Source organism: Staphylococcus sp. FW104-15G4D, from assembly GCF_058790135.1.
On sequence record NZ_JBYTCH010000004.1, the window covers coordinates 20,015 to 34,995 of the forward strand.

Consider the following 14,981-nt stretch of genomic DNA (forward strand, 5'->3'; position numbering starts at 1 on the left):
TGAACTTGCAATTTTTCATTTTTTCTAATATAATACCTTAGTATTTATATCGGAAATAGGTGATTAAATGACATGGATGATAATTAGTGGACTTATTGTCGGAGTATTATTAGGGTTCGTAATGCAACGAACAAGATTCTGTCTAGCGGGCGGTTTCAGAGACATGTATGTCCAAAAAAGTAATAAAATGTTTTATGCATTGCTCGTAGCTATAACAGTTCAGAGTTTGGGATTACTCATATTAACAAGCTTAGGTATTATTGAAGTGCCTACACATACATTTCCAGTATTAGGGACGATTATAGGATCATTTATATTTGGCGTTGGTATTGTATTAGCTGGTGGCTGTGCCACAGGTACGTGGTATCGTGCTGGCGAAGGTTTAATTGGAAGTTGGGTGGCATTAATTTTATATGCTATAACTTCTGCAATTACTAAAACAGGAGTACTCCTTCCTGTTATGAATATGATTAATAAGCCTACGAACGTGAATGCGAGTGTAAGTCATTCAACAGGGCTTCCTAATTGGGTACTTGTTTTAATTTTAGCAATTATTACAATTACAATGGTTGTGAAAACTATACGTAAACCGAAAGTGATGGTGCCTAAGTTAAAACAAAAATATACAGGTATTAGACACTATTTATTTGAAAGAAAATACCATCCATTTATAGCTGGTATTGCCGTAGGACTTATTGCTTTACTAGCATGGCCCATGAGTGAATCAACTGGTCGACCTTATGGACTTGGGATTACGACTCCATCTGCTAATTTGATTAACTTTCTAATATCCGGTGACACTAAGTTCATCGATTGGGGCGTTTTATTAGTGCTCGGTATCTTTATTGGTTCATATATTGCTGCTAGAGGGTCTAAAGAATTTAAATGGAGACTTCCAGATAAGAAGACGATTCGTAACAGTGCTATTGGTGGCATATTGATGGGATTTGGTGCTTCAGTAGCTGGTGGATGTTCAATTGGTAATGGGTTAGTAGAAACCGCAACAATGAGCTGGCAAGGATGGTTAGGTTTAGCATCAATGATAGTTGGTGTATGGTTCATGAGTTATTTTATTTTTATTAAACCAATGAAAAAGTTTCAACAATCATCTAATGAAAAATCTAAACGTAAACAAGTGAGTCAACAAACTCAGACAACATAAGGTAAGGAGGATAAGAAATTGGTACATGAATTAGGTACTGTTGGAATGGTGTGTCCATTTCCACTTATTGAAGCGCAAAAGAAAATGGAAGAGTTAGAGCAAGGCGATGAATTAAAAATAGACTTTGATTGTACGCAGGCAACAGAAGCCTTACCAAACTGGGCAGCTGAAAATGGATATCCAGTCACTAATTATGAACAATTAGATGATGCTTCTTGGACGATAACTATTCAAAAACCTTAAATTTAATTTAGACGTAAGCTAGTGATATCATACGATGTCACTGGCTTTTTTATTTTAATATATTCAAATACTCAAGTTATGATGTCACTTAATCTTACAATTAGTGTAATTTTATCTTACCGATTTTTGCACTTCTACTAAACACTCTTTATGATGTTGCTAAAGGAAGTGGTAAGAATGAATATGGATGATACAATTTTCTTATTTCTATGTACATTATTAGTTTGGTTAATGACTCCAGGATTAAGTTTATTTTATGGAGGTCTAGTCCAATCTAAGAATGCATTAAATACAGTAATGCAAAGTATGGCTGCAATAGTTATCGTTACCTTTGCGTGGATGATTATTGGTTTTTCTATTAGTTTTGATCAAGGTAATGATTGGTTAGGTGGCTTAAAATTTCTAGGTCTAAACCATGTAGGCTTTGCTATTTCTAAAACTATTAGCCCTCATGTCCCTCTCGCACTCTTCATGTTATTCCAAATGATGTTCTGTACTATAGCAGTTTCTATTTTATCAGGTTCAATTGCTGAAAAAATGAGATTTATCCCTTATCTTATTTTTGTCGGTTTATGGGTTGTATTTATCTATAGTCCAGTAGCTCACTGGGTGTGGGGCGGCGGATGGATTAGTAAACTCGGTGCTATTGATTATGCCGGGGGTACAGTTGTGCATATTACCTCAGGGGTGTCTGGTCTTATATTAGGAATAATGATTGGTGTAGGTAAAAAGCAAGAGAAACATACCCCACATAACTTACTAATAACTCTCATCGGAGGTATTTTAGTATGGTTGGGTTGGTATGGCTTTAATGTAGGTAGTGCATTTACTTTCGACCAAATCGCAATGATTTCATTTGTTAACACAGTCATCGCTGCAAGTGCAGGTGCGCTAGGATGGTTAATTTTAGAGTATGCTTTGAAAAAAACGACAAGTCTTTTAGGATTATTATCAGGCGCTTTATCAGGTCTCGTTGCTATTACTCCAGCAGCAGGTTATGTTAACTATTTAAGTGCCATGATCATAGCTATAATTGGTGGTATCGGTTGTTATGTCGTTATTAATTTAATTAAAGTGAAGTTACAATATAATGATGCTCTAGATGCATTTGGTATTCATGGTGTAGGGGGAGTATTAGGCGCAGTTTTAACAGGTGTGTTCCAGTCTCATAAAGTAAATGATGCTATTGAAAATGGACTCATATATACAGGTAACTTTAAAGTCATTTGCATTCAATTAGCAGCAGCAATAGCAACTGTCGTATTTAGTGCAATAGTTACATACATGATAGCTAGAGTAATTAAATCATTCACTCCTTTAGCAACTACTGAAGAGGAGGATAAAACAGGTCTTGATGCAATCGTTCATGGAGAAAAGGCCTACTTCTATGGCGAATTGAACAAATTCAATCGCCGTATGAAATTTTAAAAATTATTTTCAAAAATAAATACACTCACCTTCATATCAATTAAACTTTAGTATTTAAAATGTAATTGATTTAAGTATTTAAAGCGATTACATATGTGATAGAATAAGTTTAAGTTATTGAATATATGATAGGTGAGTTTTCTTATGAAAAATATTTCTGATATCGCCAAGCTAGCGGGTGTATCAAAAAGTACTGTTTCAAGGTTTTTAAACAATGGATCCGTTAGTAATAAAACAAAAGAAAAGCTGACAAAAATTATTAAAGAGTATGATTATCAACCTAATCAATTTGCTCAAAGTTTAAGAGCAAGACGTACAAATCTTATTGGAGCAATTATTCCACGTATGAATTCATTCGCAGTTGATGAAACTATTAAAGGTGTCATCAACCAATGTCATTTACATAACTATCAACTCTTATTAAATTATACTGGACTTGAACTAGAAGCAGAACTTGCAGCATTAGAAACATTATCAAGAAGTAAAGTAGATGGTATTGTTTTAATGGCTACAAACATTACTGAACAACATATTCAAATTATAGAAAAGATTAACGTACCGGTTATTATTGTAGGGCAAGAACATGCACAATTGCATAGTATATATCATGATGATTACCAAGCTGGATTTGAAATAGGTATGAGAATAGGTCAAAAAGGACTACACCAAGTCACTTTATTTAGCGTTAGTGAACGTGATGTTGCTGTTGGTATTAAACGTAAAAAGGGACTAATAGATGCTCTAAAACAATATAATATTGAACCTAAGATTTATGAAACTACATTTAAATATGAAGAAGCTCTGGTAGATGTTGAGAGATATTTATCCAATATAACGGAAGTTGATGCAATTGTCGGTGCAACGGATTCAATTGCCTTAGCAATTCACAAATTTTGTGCGGATCATAAGAAAGATCTATCTCCTCATGCAATTTTTGGATTTGGTGGTGATCCAATGACACAAGTAGTGTCTCCGATAATTGAAACAATTCACTTAAATTATAAAGAAGCAGGAGAGCAAGCACTTAAAGAAATTAATCAATTATTAAATCATCAAACTACAGAACTTAAAATAAAAATTCCTGTCATTAAGTAAAAGGTGAGGGATTTTTATTTTATAATAATTTGGAACCGATACCACTACGATGATTAAATTTGTTAAGATATATACTTAAGAAAATTTATTTATCATAAAAACGTTAAAGTATTGTGGTTTTCATTTTCATAAATAAGCGTTCTTAACAAAAATTCTACATCGTAGTGTTAAGCTAATATGTTAAAATAATAAAGTTAAGTAAAAGTCAAATCAGTCGAGATTAGGAGTGAAAACATGGCGGAATGGACACGTGAAGCACGTTATCAACGAATAGAGGATGTTGATACAGAGACATTTAAAAATTTAAAACAACGAGTCGATGCTTCTCCTTATAGACAGACATACCATATTCAGCCTGAAACAGGATTGCTCAATGATCCAAATGGTCTCATTTATTATGACGGCTATTATTACATATCACATCAATGGTTCCCTCTAGGGGCGGTTCATGGTTTGAAATATTGGTTTAATTATAAAAGTGATGATTTAGTACATTTCAAAGCACAAGGTCCTATATTAGAGCCTGACACAAAATATGATAGTCATGGTGTTTATAGTGGTAGTGCATTTGAGTTTAATGGTCATCTTTATTACATTTATACCGGTAATCATAGAGACAATTATTGGAAACGTACCTCCAGTCAAATGATTGCTCGCGTTAAAGAAGATGGTTCAGTTGAGAAGTTTCCTAAACCAGTAATTCATGGACAACCTGATGGATACACAAGTCATTTTAGAGATCCTAAAGTGTTTAAAAAAGATGATCAATTGTATGCAATTATAGGAGCCCAAAATAATAATGAACAAGGGCGGTTACTACTATATCAAAGTGATGATGTTGTTAACTGGACATTTCTTGGTGAAATTCAAACGAATTTAAATCATTTTGGTTACATGTGGGAATGCCCTGATTATTTCGAATTAGATGGACAGGGTGTTATTTTATTTTGTCCGCAAGGGATTGAAGCGGATGGAAATAAATATCGCAATATTTATCAATCTGGCTACATGATCGGTCATTTAAATATTGAAAATATGACATTTGATCATCAAGAGTTTCAAGAGTTAGATAGAGGCTTTGATTTTTATGCACCTCAAACATTTATAGATAAAGATGGAAAACGCATATTAATTGGTTGGATGGGCTTACCAGAAAGTGATTATCCGACAGATAGTGAAGGTTGGGCACATTGTTTAACGATTCCAAGAGAACTTACTCTCGAAAATGGTAAATTAAAGCAACGACCATTAAAAGCTCTAGAAACTTTAAGAACGAACAAAGAGACTGCATTAGGGTATGCAAATAAATTTAACCGCAAATTGCACCCCTATGAAGGCAAACAATATGAAATGATTATTGATATTTTAGAAAATGATGCAACTGAAATTTATTTTGAGCTTAGAAGTTCTAGAAATGAGTCTACATTGATTACCTATAATCAACGTGAGAATTCGCTCACATTAGATCGGTCAGAAAGTGGTTTATTACCTACAAATGTGGATGGCACAACGCGTTCAACCATTTTAGATACACCTTTAAACCAGTTACACATTTTTGTAGATACGTCGAGTATAGAAATATTTTGTAATAATGGTGAACGTGTACTTACATCCCGTATTTTCCTAAGTGAAGCTTCTACGGGTATCAAAGCATCTACTGAGTCAGGACAAGTATATTTACAATTTACGAAATTTGAACTAAAGGGATGATATATAATGAGAAGGTTGTTTGCAATAGGTGAAGCACTTATCGATTTTATACCACATGTCACAAATTCAGAACTTAAAGACGTAGAACAATTTAGTCGTCAGGTAGGTGGGGCACCTTGTAACGTAGCAGCAACAGTGAGTAAACTAGGTGGTCATTCCGAAATGGTCACGCAATTAGGACATGATGCATTTGGTGACATTATTGTTGAAACCATTGAACGCATTGGTGTAGGTGTAGACTATATTCAACGTACCAATGAAGCAAATACAGCACTAGCTTTTGTAAGTTTAAAAGAAGATGGTCAGCGAGATTTCTCGTTTTATCGTAAGCCTTCTGCTGACATGCTTTATGATCCCTCACATATTGAAGATATAGAGGTTACTGATCAAGACATTCTACATTTCTGTTCTGTGGATTTAGTTGAAAGTTTAATGAAACAAGCACATTCAAAAATGATTGAAAAATTTGAGAAGGCTAATGGAACGATAGTATTTGATCCTAATGTACGCTTACCTTTATGGGAAGACCCAGAAGCATGTCGTCAAGCAATTCATGAATTTATTCCTAAAGCGAATGTAGTAAAAGTTTCAGATGAAGAACTAGAATTTATAACAGGAATGAAAGATGAAACTAAAGCTATACAGTCACTATTTAAAGGTAACGTGGCTGTAGTGATTTATACTAAAGGTCCGAAAGGGGCACAAGCGTTTACTAAGAACCAATTTACTATAGAACATCAAGGTTTCAAAGTTAAAGCTATAGATACTACAGGTGCCGGTGATGCCTTTATAGGAGCCGTTATTAGTCGTATATTATCTTCAGATATTATTGATGTTGCTCAATTATTTGAAAATGAAGGTAATAGCATTCTCGAATTTGGTAATAAAGTGGCAGCTATAACAACTACAAGATATGGCGCCATTGAAAGTTTACCCACAACAGAAGAAATTGAAAAAGGTTCCTAAACTCATAAAGAAACCCAGCTTATTCACTATAGAGTGATAAATAAGCTGGGTATTTTAAAGTGTGTTAGATTTTTTTAACATTACGCACAGACGCGAAACAATTTTCACCATTTTTGAAATAAACGATACGCTCTTTAGAATCAATCGATTCAATGTTATGTCTATTCACTACAAAGCTGTTATGACATCTAAAGAAACGTTCATCAAGTTGAGCTAACTCTTTAAGATTACCGTAAAATTCAATTTGACGGTTATCTAAGTGTGCGATTAATCTGTGTGACTTAGTTGATGATTCAAAGAACATAATATCGTCATATTGAACATACACAGAGTTACTACCACGTTTTAACTCAATTGTTTCAACATTACTTTCTTTAGATAGCAACTTAAGACGTGTATGAGCAGTTTCAAGACAGTCAATGATTCTTGTTTTTAGTTCTGAAGGATCATCTTTGAAAATGAAATCCATAGCAGCCACTTTATAAACAAAAGTGAGATAAGTAAGTTCGCTGTGACTTGTTACAAAAATAATGTTACCCACAGGGTCATGTTTACGAATTTCACTACCAAGTTTAATACCATTCATATCAGCTTCTAATTGAATGTCTAAGAAATAACAACCAATATCATTCATTTCTTTTGATTGCTCAAGCACTTCATAAGGATCATCAGTTGCGAGAGCTAGTTCCATAGGTTTTTCTTCTATCATGATGTAATTTTTGATAATTGAAACCATGTTTTCTCTTTGTCTAGGATCGTCTTCGCAAACGAATATCTTCATCTATATTTCACATCCTTATGCTTCCGTATTAATAATTTCTACTTTTTGAACGAAATATCCATTTTCGATAACAGTATCTAATAGGACGTTCTCATTTTGGTCAGTCAGTTCTTTAAGCGTAGATAGACCTAACCCTCTGTTATCGCCTTTAGTTGAAAAGCCTTCTTCAAATAATTCATGTATTTTAGGGGTATCATCGCTACATTTATTCATCACAATGAATGTAACAGATTCTTCATTATTAATAAAAGCAATTTGAATAAGTGGATCATCAAGAACTTCTGAAGCTTCAATGGCATTATCCAAAATAATTCCTGAAATACGGCTGAACTCTATAGTGTTCATTTCGATTTTATCAATTTCATCAGGAACCTCTATACTAATCGGTATTGCTTTCTCTTGAGCTTGAAGAATTTTAGTAGTAATTAACCCTTTAATTTCTCTAACTTTAAGATTTTCAATACCATTTATTTTTATAGAGCGCGTTTTCATATTATCCTTCATAGGAACAATTTGTTCATTGAAATATTTTTTAAGACCTTGCATATCATCTTCACGAATAAAATCTGAAAGCGTAGAAAGAATATTGACGTAATCATGTCGGAACTTACGCATCTCATTATTGATACTTTCGATACGTAGCGTATATTCATAGTACGTTTCAATTTCTTCAAGATTACGCTTATACTTCATTTCACGTAGAGTGAACGTTGACATGATTAGAATTACTACACTTAAAAATACGATAAGAGCTACTAATAAGACAGCGTATAATTTGAGACTGTCATTTGCTTGCATATCTGTTTGAGAAACCATATAAAGTAAAATAAAAGATACTAATAGTACAATAGTAATAATAAATAAGTATCTTTTATTGAGTGATAGGTATGATTCTTTAAGTTTTTTAAATAATAATTGAGTTAAATAAGCTATAATTAGAGCTATAACTACAAAGAAACTGAAGTGTATCGTTAATAAAACTAATCTATTGGGAATCCAATCTTTTATAGTTAAATATATGTATACCGTTATGAAATTAGTTAAATATAAAATCATATTGGTGAATAAAACAACAATCACGGAATATAACTTAATCTTGGTGTAGAAGAATATTGTAATAATTATTACTAAAGCAATAAGAGCTTTACTATGCCAAAAATAATAAAGTATAGTAGAAGGGATTACAATCGATAAAATGATTAAATAATCCCTCAAATTAAACTTCATATTAATAATAACTTTTGTAACCCAAAATATTAAAAAAACCTGTAGGGCTGCAAATGGTAAAAAATTAATTTCATCCATAACTTACACACTTTCTGTAAAGTTTACTCGTAAAGTTTAGATAATTCCTTAGGTACCTCAGGTTCATCGAAATAAGAAGCGCATGGATTTGCTCCTGCTACAAAACCAATGAATTCAAATATCATAGTAAAGAATTTTATAAATAAATTAAATAATCCTTCCATAATCATGTATCCTCCTTAGGGAAAAAAATAGATAATAGTGTCAATGACTCTAAAAATTCGCCAAATAAAATAAGTTTATTAACTGGCTCAAATGTAACGAATGAAACTACTAGAATAAAGCAATATAAAACAATGGAGAGTATTTTCTTACGTTTTAGTAGGCGTTTAGGTATGGGTTGTTTTTTCGTTGCTGCAGGTGCATTCTTAATAACTATAATAAAACCTATCAATGCCAAAAATAATAATATTAGATATTTTACATCAAACTTTATTATCAAATATGGGAATAAAATAAAAAGAATTATATTTTGAATATGACATAATAGGGATGATTTTGCGTGTGCACCATGAGCATTACTTCTAATTAAAAAATAACTTAAATGAGTTAAAAGTGTGTAATAAAAAGTCTGGAAAATTAATGCTAACCCGTATACAATAATTGTTTTTTCAATATTTGTTAATACTACCTGCATACCTAAGCGAACTTTCAAAAATTGTATATGATCTAAGTTGTTTTTGCGTTGTAAATAGTTAGCAAATTCATCAATTTTTCTATCTATTATATTCAATCGTCTATTACTCTCCTCATAATACATTATACAATTTTGCGCAACTCATTTTAAATATTATGCCTAACTGTTTAAAAAATATACCTAAGTGTTATTTTTAATTCCCAAGTGATATTTTAACATAAATAGAAATACACTTAAGTACATTTTTTGACGAGTTAAGGAATTATCGTACTTTAATGTAAAAACCATGTTTTAATAGACTCATATCACAGAGATGTGATAGAAAGATAGTTGAAAAATTTGCTTAATCTTAATTGAATGATTCTTCCCAAATCATTCAAATCCATTATTTAGTTGGAAGGAGTGAAGTGTAATGGCTGCAGATATCGTATCTACAATCAGTGATTTCATTAAATGGATCATTGATACAATTAAAAAATTCAAAAAATAAGTTTTGAATTCTTTCATTGTAACTTTGTTTTCTTCGTATAGTATGACTAAGTAATGGGTTGTTAAGCCATCCCAACTTAATAACCCAAAGTTAATAGCAAGTGAGCAGCATTTGCTATAAAGCTGTAGTTTCCTTGGACTCAGTGTTACGTATTATTCTTAGCTACCTTTAATTAGGTAATTATTTCTAGCATGTAAGCTATCGTAAACAACATTCAATTTATCATTAATAAAATAGATAAATTCACTAAAATTTTTTCATAATTAATAACATCCCCAAAAAATAGATTGAAAAAATAACTGTAAAAACATTCCCTTAATAATAAGTTATCAAAGCCGTGAGTCCCTCCCAAGCTCACGGCTTAATTTTATTTATATAAATTAGGTTTTAGATTTCTAAGTACAGGTATAGACTCTCTTTGTTGATCAACCAATTCTAAATCTACATTAGTGGTGAGGACACCTTCATCACTGCCCAATTCTTGAACAATCTCACCATTTGGATTGATAACTGTCGAATATCCAGCGTACTCCGTGTTTCCATCATTACCGCAACCATTAGCTGCAACTACATACATATCATTTTCAATAGCTCTTGCTTTAAGCAATGCCAACCAATGATTAAGTCTAGCACTAGGCCATTGTGCAACGTAAAATGCAATTTTAGCACCATTTTTAGCTGGATATCTTAACAATTCAGGAAACCGTAAATCATAGCATATGATTTGTGTAGCTAGGGTACCATCTGACAATTGAAAAGGTTCAGGTACTTTATTGCCATCAGTCAGAAACTCAGGTTCTCTAAGCATTGGTACAAGATGGACTTTATCGTACTCATTTATTAACTCACCATCTTTATTCACTGAAAATGCCGTATTATACACGTTATTGTCTCTAATATTTGATACAGAACCTGCAATAATATCAACATTGAATTGTTTAGCCAGTTGAGCTATAAATGAAAAACTTCGTTTTAAATTAGTATCTGCTTTAACCTTTAAATCCTCTAAAGCGTATCCGTTGTTCCACATTTCAGGTAAAACAACGACCTCCGTATCATCGTTCAAGTATTCTTTAAACCATTTTTTTATTTTGGATTCATTTTCATTAGCATTTCCATAAGTTATATGAAATTGAAAAAGTTGAATTTTCATCTTCTTCACTCCCTATTACGAGTTATTTATAAGATACTAAAGTTACGTATTAAACGCAAAAAAGCGTCTGTGTAATACCTACACAGACGCAGTTAATTAAATTATTTTTTAATAATAAAACGATCTTCTACAGGTTTAATTTCTTTTTCATTCGCACTCTCACGTACATCACCGAAAGGCATTTGTTCGATTAATTTCCATGTATTCGGAATATCAAATTGGCTTGCAGTAGATTCGTCTACAATTGGATTATAGTGTTGTAAAGATGCACCGATGCCTTTAGTAGCTAAAGCAGTCCAAATAGCATACTGATGCATCGCGTTAGCTTGGTTTGACCAAATTTCAAAGTTTTCATAGAAGTTAGGCATTTTATCTTGTAATGCATTAATAACACTTTGATCTTCATAATAAAGAATTGTGCCATGAGAATGTTTGAAATTATCAATTTTTTGGCGAGTAGGTTCAAAATCTCTGTCAGGACCCATTGTTTCTTTTAAAATAGATTTTGTATTTTCCCAGAATTGTTCATTTTTGTCATTCAAAAGTAAAACTATTCTTGTTGATTGAGAGTTGAATGCAGAAGGTACATGCTTTACAGCATGTGCGATTAATTCTTCTAGTTCTTCATCACTAATAGATATTGTTTTTTCTAAATTATAAATAGTTCTTCTAGTTTCAATTGCTTCGTTAAATGATTGTTCATTTTCAGTATTATTAAAAATCCCCATTTTTAAAATACTCCTTTGCTTTTGATTTATACATACTATAATAATTATACTTTTCATAATGCACAAATAATTACTATGAAATTTCAACAAGATTAATATTCATTTTCAAAAGTCTTATTTGAATGCAAAAATCTAATATTTTCTATATACTAAAGATGATAAAAGAATTTAAAGAGGAGGTGATTGACTTATGAATAACAATAAAATCAAGCATTCGTTTGTATTAACAGGTTTTGCATTTATGTTGAGTACACCCTTATTTGATAATCATGCACATGCAGCAGAGGAGAATATACAGCCCATTTCTTCGAATAATGATATTAATAAAGCAGAATCTGAAAATCAGACTTTTAGTGACGACAATTCAATAAGTCATCAGCCTCAATCTAATGAAAATAACATAAATCCACTTGCAACTTCTGAAAATGATGAGAACGGAGAGTCTGATTCGAATGCAATAAATGATTTAAATTCAGACTCAGACAACGACACGGATTTAGATAGCGATTCAGATTCAGATAGTGACTCAGACTCAGACAGTGCTTCCGACTCAGATAACGATTCAGATTCAGATAGTGCTTCTGACTCAGATAGTGATTCAGATTCAGATAGCGACTCAGACTCAGACAGCGATTCCGACTCAGGCAGTGATTCAGATTCAGACAGTGCTTCTGACTCAGATAGTGATTCAGATTCAGATAGCGACTCAGACTCAGACAGCGATTCCGACTCAGGCAATGATTCAGATTCAGATAGTGCTTCTGACTCAGATAGTGATTCGGACTCTGACAGCGATTCAGATTCAGGCAGTGCTTCCGACTCAGATAGTGACTCAGCGTCTGATAGCGATTCAGATTCAGACAGTGACTCAGGTTCTGGACATGATCATACATCTGATCAGGGTCACGATAACCCTTCTGGTGGGGGTAGTGATGATAATTCGCACCCGGGTGGAGGACACTCTGGCTCACATCATAATAATCCCGGTAGTTCAAATGGACACGGTTCAGGAGATAATCATCCTTCTGAAGGAAATGATAATAGTAGTTCAAGTGGTCATAATAATGGCAGTGGTGATGATAATTCAAATCAAAGTGGCGAACATCATCCATCTAATTCAAATAATAACGAGCAACCTTCAAGTAATCATACGGGAGGTAACTCATCAAATACAAATCATCATGCTAGCAATAGCAATAATTCTTCCACAATACATCCTGAGGATAGTAATGATGGATTGTTAAATCCTAATAAAGGTAATGAGGATAATGAAAATAGTAGCAATGGTGGTGCCCCATTAAAAAGAAACTCTAATGCCAAAGATGATTTAAATTACTCACAATCTAATCATCAAACGCCTAATTATGATAGAAATCAATTTATTTGGAATAGATCAGGATCAGTTATAAATCATAGAAGCAATTCTCAGAATTTTAATAAAGATGAGCAAAGTAAAGATTCTGAAGAAAATTCTTTATTAGATAGATTTAGAAGCTTAGCAAGTGGTGCATACAAATATAATCCATTTTTAATTAATCAAGTTAGAAATTTAGATACTGAAAATGGAGAAATTACCGATAGTGACATCTATAGTTTATTTAAAAAGCAAAACTTTAGTGGAAATGAATATTTAAATTCTTTACAAAAAGGTTCAAACTATTTCAGATTTCAATATTTTAATCCACTAAATGCAAGTAAGTATTATGAAAACTTAGATGAACAAGTATTAGCTTTAATTACCGGTGAAATTGGTTCCATGCCTGATTTAAAGAAACCTAACGATAAAGACAAAGGGAGTCGTAGTGCTTTTAAAAATCATAGCGCAGATGAAATCACTACAAACGACAACGAGCAATCCGATGATTACAACAAAAACAAAAAATTAGATCGTGTGCTTATCACTTTAGGCAGTGCGATTGTAGCAATTTTTGCCGGTGTAGTAGGTATGTTTATTTATAATAGAAGAAAAAATCAACAGTAACAAAGAAAGCATCTAATCATGTACGTTTCGCAATATTTTACATGATTAGATGCTTTTTTAGTTTAATATGAAATGTAGAATAAAGTTGGCATGTTCTTGAGCTTTCTTTAAAGCTTCGCCACCAAAAACTTGCATTAAAACGACTGTACCATTTTGTAACATATGAATACCAATTGGAACAGCAATTCTTTTAGTAAAAACATAAGCAAGTGAAAAGATCATGCCCATACCAAAATACATAGGAATAAATTTCATATCATTGTGTGCAAGGGCAAATACAAGTGAACTTACTATAGAAGCAATCAGAAAGCTAACAACGCGATTGGCTTTAATTGCATTATATAATTCGCCAAAGAAAACCTTTCTGAAGACAAACTCTTCTAAAATAGGGCCAACGATAGAAATTAAAATAATAAAAATAGGCATTTTTTTAGCAATTGCCATTAAACGTTCAGTGTTTGGACTTGTTTGCTGACTACCCATGATTGTAAAGTATATCAAGCTTATAATAACTTGATATACCATAACAAGACAAAAACCTAATAGTGCCCAAGGAATGATGTATCTCTTAGGTTCCTTTCTACCAGCTTCAAGAGTAGTAGGATTTTTTACCTTTAAATTTATTAAAATTATGATAATAGCAGCTAATATAAAAAGAGAAACTTGCGTGAATATCATGAATTTAGCAGTTTCAATTTGAGACATATGACCAAGTAAATGACTTCTAAGTATAAAACCAGGTAACATTTGAGCCAAGCCATACGCGAGTACCGTTAGTAAGGACACCCAAAGTCTTCTCATAACTTACCTCCATCTATTTCTAAGTATAATTTATTTTATCGTAAATAATATAGATGTACAAAATTTATTCGCTAACCTTTTTGCTTGAATTATTGACCAAATTTGATTAATATAAAAATAGCTTAGCACTCTAATAATTAAAGTGCTAAATCACATGTGAATGAAGGAGGAACAATCATGCTTAAACCATTAGGAAATCGTGTGATTATTGAAAAGAAAGAGCAAGAACAAACAACTAAAAGCGGTATTGTATTAACAGATAGCGCTAAAGAAAAATCAAATGAAGGTGTAATCATCGCTGTAGGTCCAGGACGCCTACTAGACAATGGTTCACGAGTTGCTCCTGAAGTAAGTGAAGGTGACACTATTGTGTTCCAACAATATGCTGGAACAGAAGTTAAACGTGGTGACGATACTTACTTAATTTTAAATGAAGAAGATATCTTAGCAGTAATTCAATAATTATAAATTTATATTAGACAGATAAAACATCTATGTAAG

At 32.4% G+C, this 14,981-nt stretch carries 16 protein-coding genes; 9 read left to right on the forward strand and 7 right to left on the reverse strand.

Going from position 1 to position 14,981, the window contains the following annotated elements; all coding sequences use genetic code 11:
* Positions 1 to 67: 67 nt before the first annotated feature.
* The 6 genes from AC3WQX_RS10465 (at position 68) to AC3WQX_RS10490 (ending at position 6,604) form a co-directional block, all read left to right on the forward strand.
* Positions 68 to 1,162, forward strand: coding sequence for a YeeE/YedE family protein (locus tag AC3WQX_RS10465; protein ID WP_023349999.1), 1,095 nt, complete (start codon positions 68 to 70; stop codon positions 1,160 to 1,162).
* 18 nt (positions 1,163 to 1,180) lie between these two features.
* On the forward strand, positions 1,181 to 1,405 hold the full coding sequence (locus AC3WQX_RS10470; RefSeq protein WP_023350000.1) for a sulfurtransferase TusA family protein: 225 nt from the start codon (positions 1,181 to 1,183) through the stop codon (positions 1,403 to 1,405).
* Positions 1,406 to 1,582: 177 nt separating this feature from the next.
* Complete coding sequence (locus AC3WQX_RS10475) at positions 1,583 to 2,833, forward strand: ammonium transporter (protein WP_037551078.1); 1,251 nt, start codon at positions 1,583 to 1,585, stop codon at positions 2,831 to 2,833.
* Between the two features lie 144 nt (positions 2,834 to 2,977).
* On the forward strand, positions 2,978 to 3,928 hold the full coding sequence (locus tag AC3WQX_RS10480) for a LacI family DNA-binding transcriptional regulator (protein WP_023350002.1): 951 nt from the start codon (positions 2,978 to 2,980) through the stop codon (positions 3,926 to 3,928).
* Positions 3,929 to 4,162: 234 nt separating this feature from the next.
* On the forward strand, positions 4,163 to 5,638 hold the full coding sequence (locus AC3WQX_RS10485) for a sucrose-6-phosphate hydrolase (RefSeq protein ID WP_492740156.1): 1,476 nt from the start codon (positions 4,163 to 4,165) through the stop codon (positions 5,636 to 5,638).
* A 6-nt stretch (positions 5,639 to 5,644) separates the two neighbouring features.
* Positions 5,645 to 6,604 (forward strand): carbohydrate kinase family protein, encoded by a 960-nt coding sequence (locus AC3WQX_RS10490; RefSeq protein ID WP_023350003.1) that lies wholly within the window; start codon positions 5,645 to 5,647, stop codon positions 6,602 to 6,604.
* 64 nt (positions 6,605 to 6,668) lie between these two features.
* On the opposite strand, the gene agrA is transcribed toward AC3WQX_RS10490, so the two are convergent.
* From agrA to AC3WQX_RS10510, 4 genes are read right to left on the reverse strand one after another with little or no spacing between them, the layout of a single operon-like run.
* Complete coding sequence (agrA, locus tag AC3WQX_RS10495) at positions 6,669 to 7,385, reverse strand: quorum-sensing response regulator AgrA (RefSeq protein WP_002436958.1); 717 nt, start codon at positions 7,383 to 7,385, stop codon at positions 6,669 to 6,671.
* 15 nt (positions 7,386 to 7,400) lie between these two features.
* Positions 7,401 to 8,690 carry a quorum-sensing sensor histidine kinase AgrC gene (gene agrC, locus AC3WQX_RS10500; RefSeq protein ID WP_002436956.1) on the reverse strand — a complete coding sequence of 430 codons (1,290 nt, stop codon included), beginning with the start codon at positions 8,688 to 8,690 and terminating at the stop codon, positions 7,401 to 7,403.
* Between the two features lie 23 nt (positions 8,691 to 8,713).
* Positions 8,714 to 8,854, reverse strand: coding sequence for a cyclic lactone autoinducer peptide AgrD (agrD, locus tag AC3WQX_RS10505; RefSeq protein WP_030063609.1), 141 nt, complete (start codon positions 8,852 to 8,854; stop codon positions 8,714 to 8,716).
* Between the two features lie 2 nt (positions 8,855 to 8,856).
* The gene (locus AC3WQX_RS10510; RefSeq protein ID WP_002436953.1) at positions 8,857 to 9,423 is read right to left on the reverse strand and encodes an accessory gene regulator AgrB; all 567 of its coding nucleotides are present in this window, start codon (positions 9,421 to 9,423) and stop codon (positions 8,857 to 8,859) included.
* Positions 9,424 to 9,739: 316 nt separating this feature from the next.
* On the opposite strand from AC3WQX_RS10510, the gene AC3WQX_RS10515 reads away from it, so the two are divergent.
* Entirely contained in the window at positions 9,740 to 9,817 is a 78-nt protein-coding gene (locus AC3WQX_RS10515) for a delta-lysin family phenol-soluble modulin (RefSeq protein WP_049307263.1), read from the forward strand.
* A 367-nt stretch (positions 9,818 to 10,184) separates the two neighbouring features.
* Here the strand turns inward: AC3WQX_RS10515 and AC3WQX_RS10520 are convergent, their stop codons facing one another.
* Together AC3WQX_RS10520 and AC3WQX_RS10525 are read right to left on the reverse strand one after the other, a co-directional pair.
* The gene (locus tag AC3WQX_RS10520) at positions 10,185 to 10,970 is read right to left on the reverse strand and encodes a carbon-nitrogen family hydrolase (protein WP_002436943.1); all 786 of its coding nucleotides are present in this window, start codon (positions 10,968 to 10,970) and stop codon (positions 10,185 to 10,187) included.
* Between the two features lie 101 nt (positions 10,971 to 11,071).
* Complete coding sequence (locus tag AC3WQX_RS10525; protein WP_492740160.1) at positions 11,072 to 11,698, reverse strand: nitroreductase family protein; 627 nt, start codon at positions 11,696 to 11,698, stop codon at positions 11,072 to 11,074.
* 190 nt (positions 11,699 to 11,888) lie between these two features.
* Between AC3WQX_RS10525 and AC3WQX_RS10530 the strand changes: the two genes are divergently transcribed.
* Entirely contained in the window at positions 11,889 to 13,679 is a 1,791-nt protein-coding gene (locus AC3WQX_RS10530) for an SdrH family protein (protein WP_049318048.1), read from the forward strand.
* Positions 13,680 to 13,736: 57 nt separating this feature from the next.
* On the opposite strand, the gene mroQ is transcribed toward AC3WQX_RS10530, so the two are convergent.
* Positions 13,737 to 14,480, reverse strand: coding sequence for an intramembrane glutamic endopeptidase MroQ (mroQ, locus tag AC3WQX_RS10535; protein WP_023350005.1), 744 nt, complete (start codon positions 14,478 to 14,480; stop codon positions 13,737 to 13,739).
* 177 nt (positions 14,481 to 14,657) lie between these two features.
* Here mroQ and groES point away from each other — a divergent pair, with 177 nt between their 5' ends.
* Positions 14,658 to 14,942, forward strand: coding sequence for a co-chaperone GroES (gene groES / locus AC3WQX_RS10540; RefSeq protein ID WP_002435917.1), 285 nt, complete (start codon positions 14,658 to 14,660; stop codon positions 14,940 to 14,942).
* Positions 14,943 to 14,981: the final 39 nt, after the last annotated feature.

Coding starts and splice junctions, on each gene's coding strand:
- AC3WQX_RS10525 (WP_492740160.1), bottom strand. CDS start 11,698: ATGGGGATTTTTAATAATACTGAAAATGAACAATCATTTAACGAAGCA.
- AC3WQX_RS10485 (WP_492740156.1), top strand. CDS start 4,163: ATGGCGGAATGGACACGTGAAGCACGTTATCAACGAATAGAGGATGTT.
- agrD (WP_030063609.1), bottom strand. CDS start 8,854: ATGGAAGGATTATTTAATTTATTTATAAAATTCTTTACTATGATATTT.
- AC3WQX_RS10530 (WP_049318048.1), top strand. CDS start 11,889: ATGAATAACAATAAAATCAAGCATTCGTTTGTATTAACAGGTTTTGCA.
- mroQ (WP_023350005.1), bottom strand. CDS start 14,480: ATGAGAAGACTTTGGGTGTCCTTACTAACGGTACTCGCGTATGGCTTG.
- AC3WQX_RS10520 (WP_002436943.1), bottom strand. CDS start 10,970: ATGAAAATTCAACTTTTTCAATTTCATATAACTTATGGAAATGCTAAT.
- AC3WQX_RS10480 (WP_023350002.1), top strand. CDS start 2,978: ATGAAAAATATTTCTGATATCGCCAAGCTAGCGGGTGTATCAAAAAGT.
- AC3WQX_RS10515 (WP_049307263.1), top strand. CDS start 9,740: ATGGCTGCAGATATCGTATCTACAATCAGTGATTTCATTAAATGGATC.
- agrA (WP_002436958.1), bottom strand. CDS start 7,385: ATGAAGATATTCGTTTGCGAAGACGATCCTAGACAAAGAGAAAACATG.
- agrC (WP_002436956.1), bottom strand. CDS start 8,690: ATGGATGAAATTAATTTTTTACCATTTGCAGCCCTACAGGTTTTTTTA.
- AC3WQX_RS10465 (WP_023349999.1), top strand. CDS start 68: ATGACATGGATGATAATTAGTGGACTTATTGTCGGAGTATTATTAGGG.
- groES (WP_002435917.1), top strand. CDS start 14,658: ATGCTTAAACCATTAGGAAATCGTGTGATTATTGAAAAGAAAGAGCAA.
- AC3WQX_RS10490 (WP_023350003.1), top strand. CDS start 5,645: ATGAGAAGGTTGTTTGCAATAGGTGAAGCACTTATCGATTTTATACCA.
- AC3WQX_RS10475 (WP_037551078.1), top strand. CDS start 1,583: ATGAATATGGATGATACAATTTTCTTATTTCTATGTACATTATTAGTT.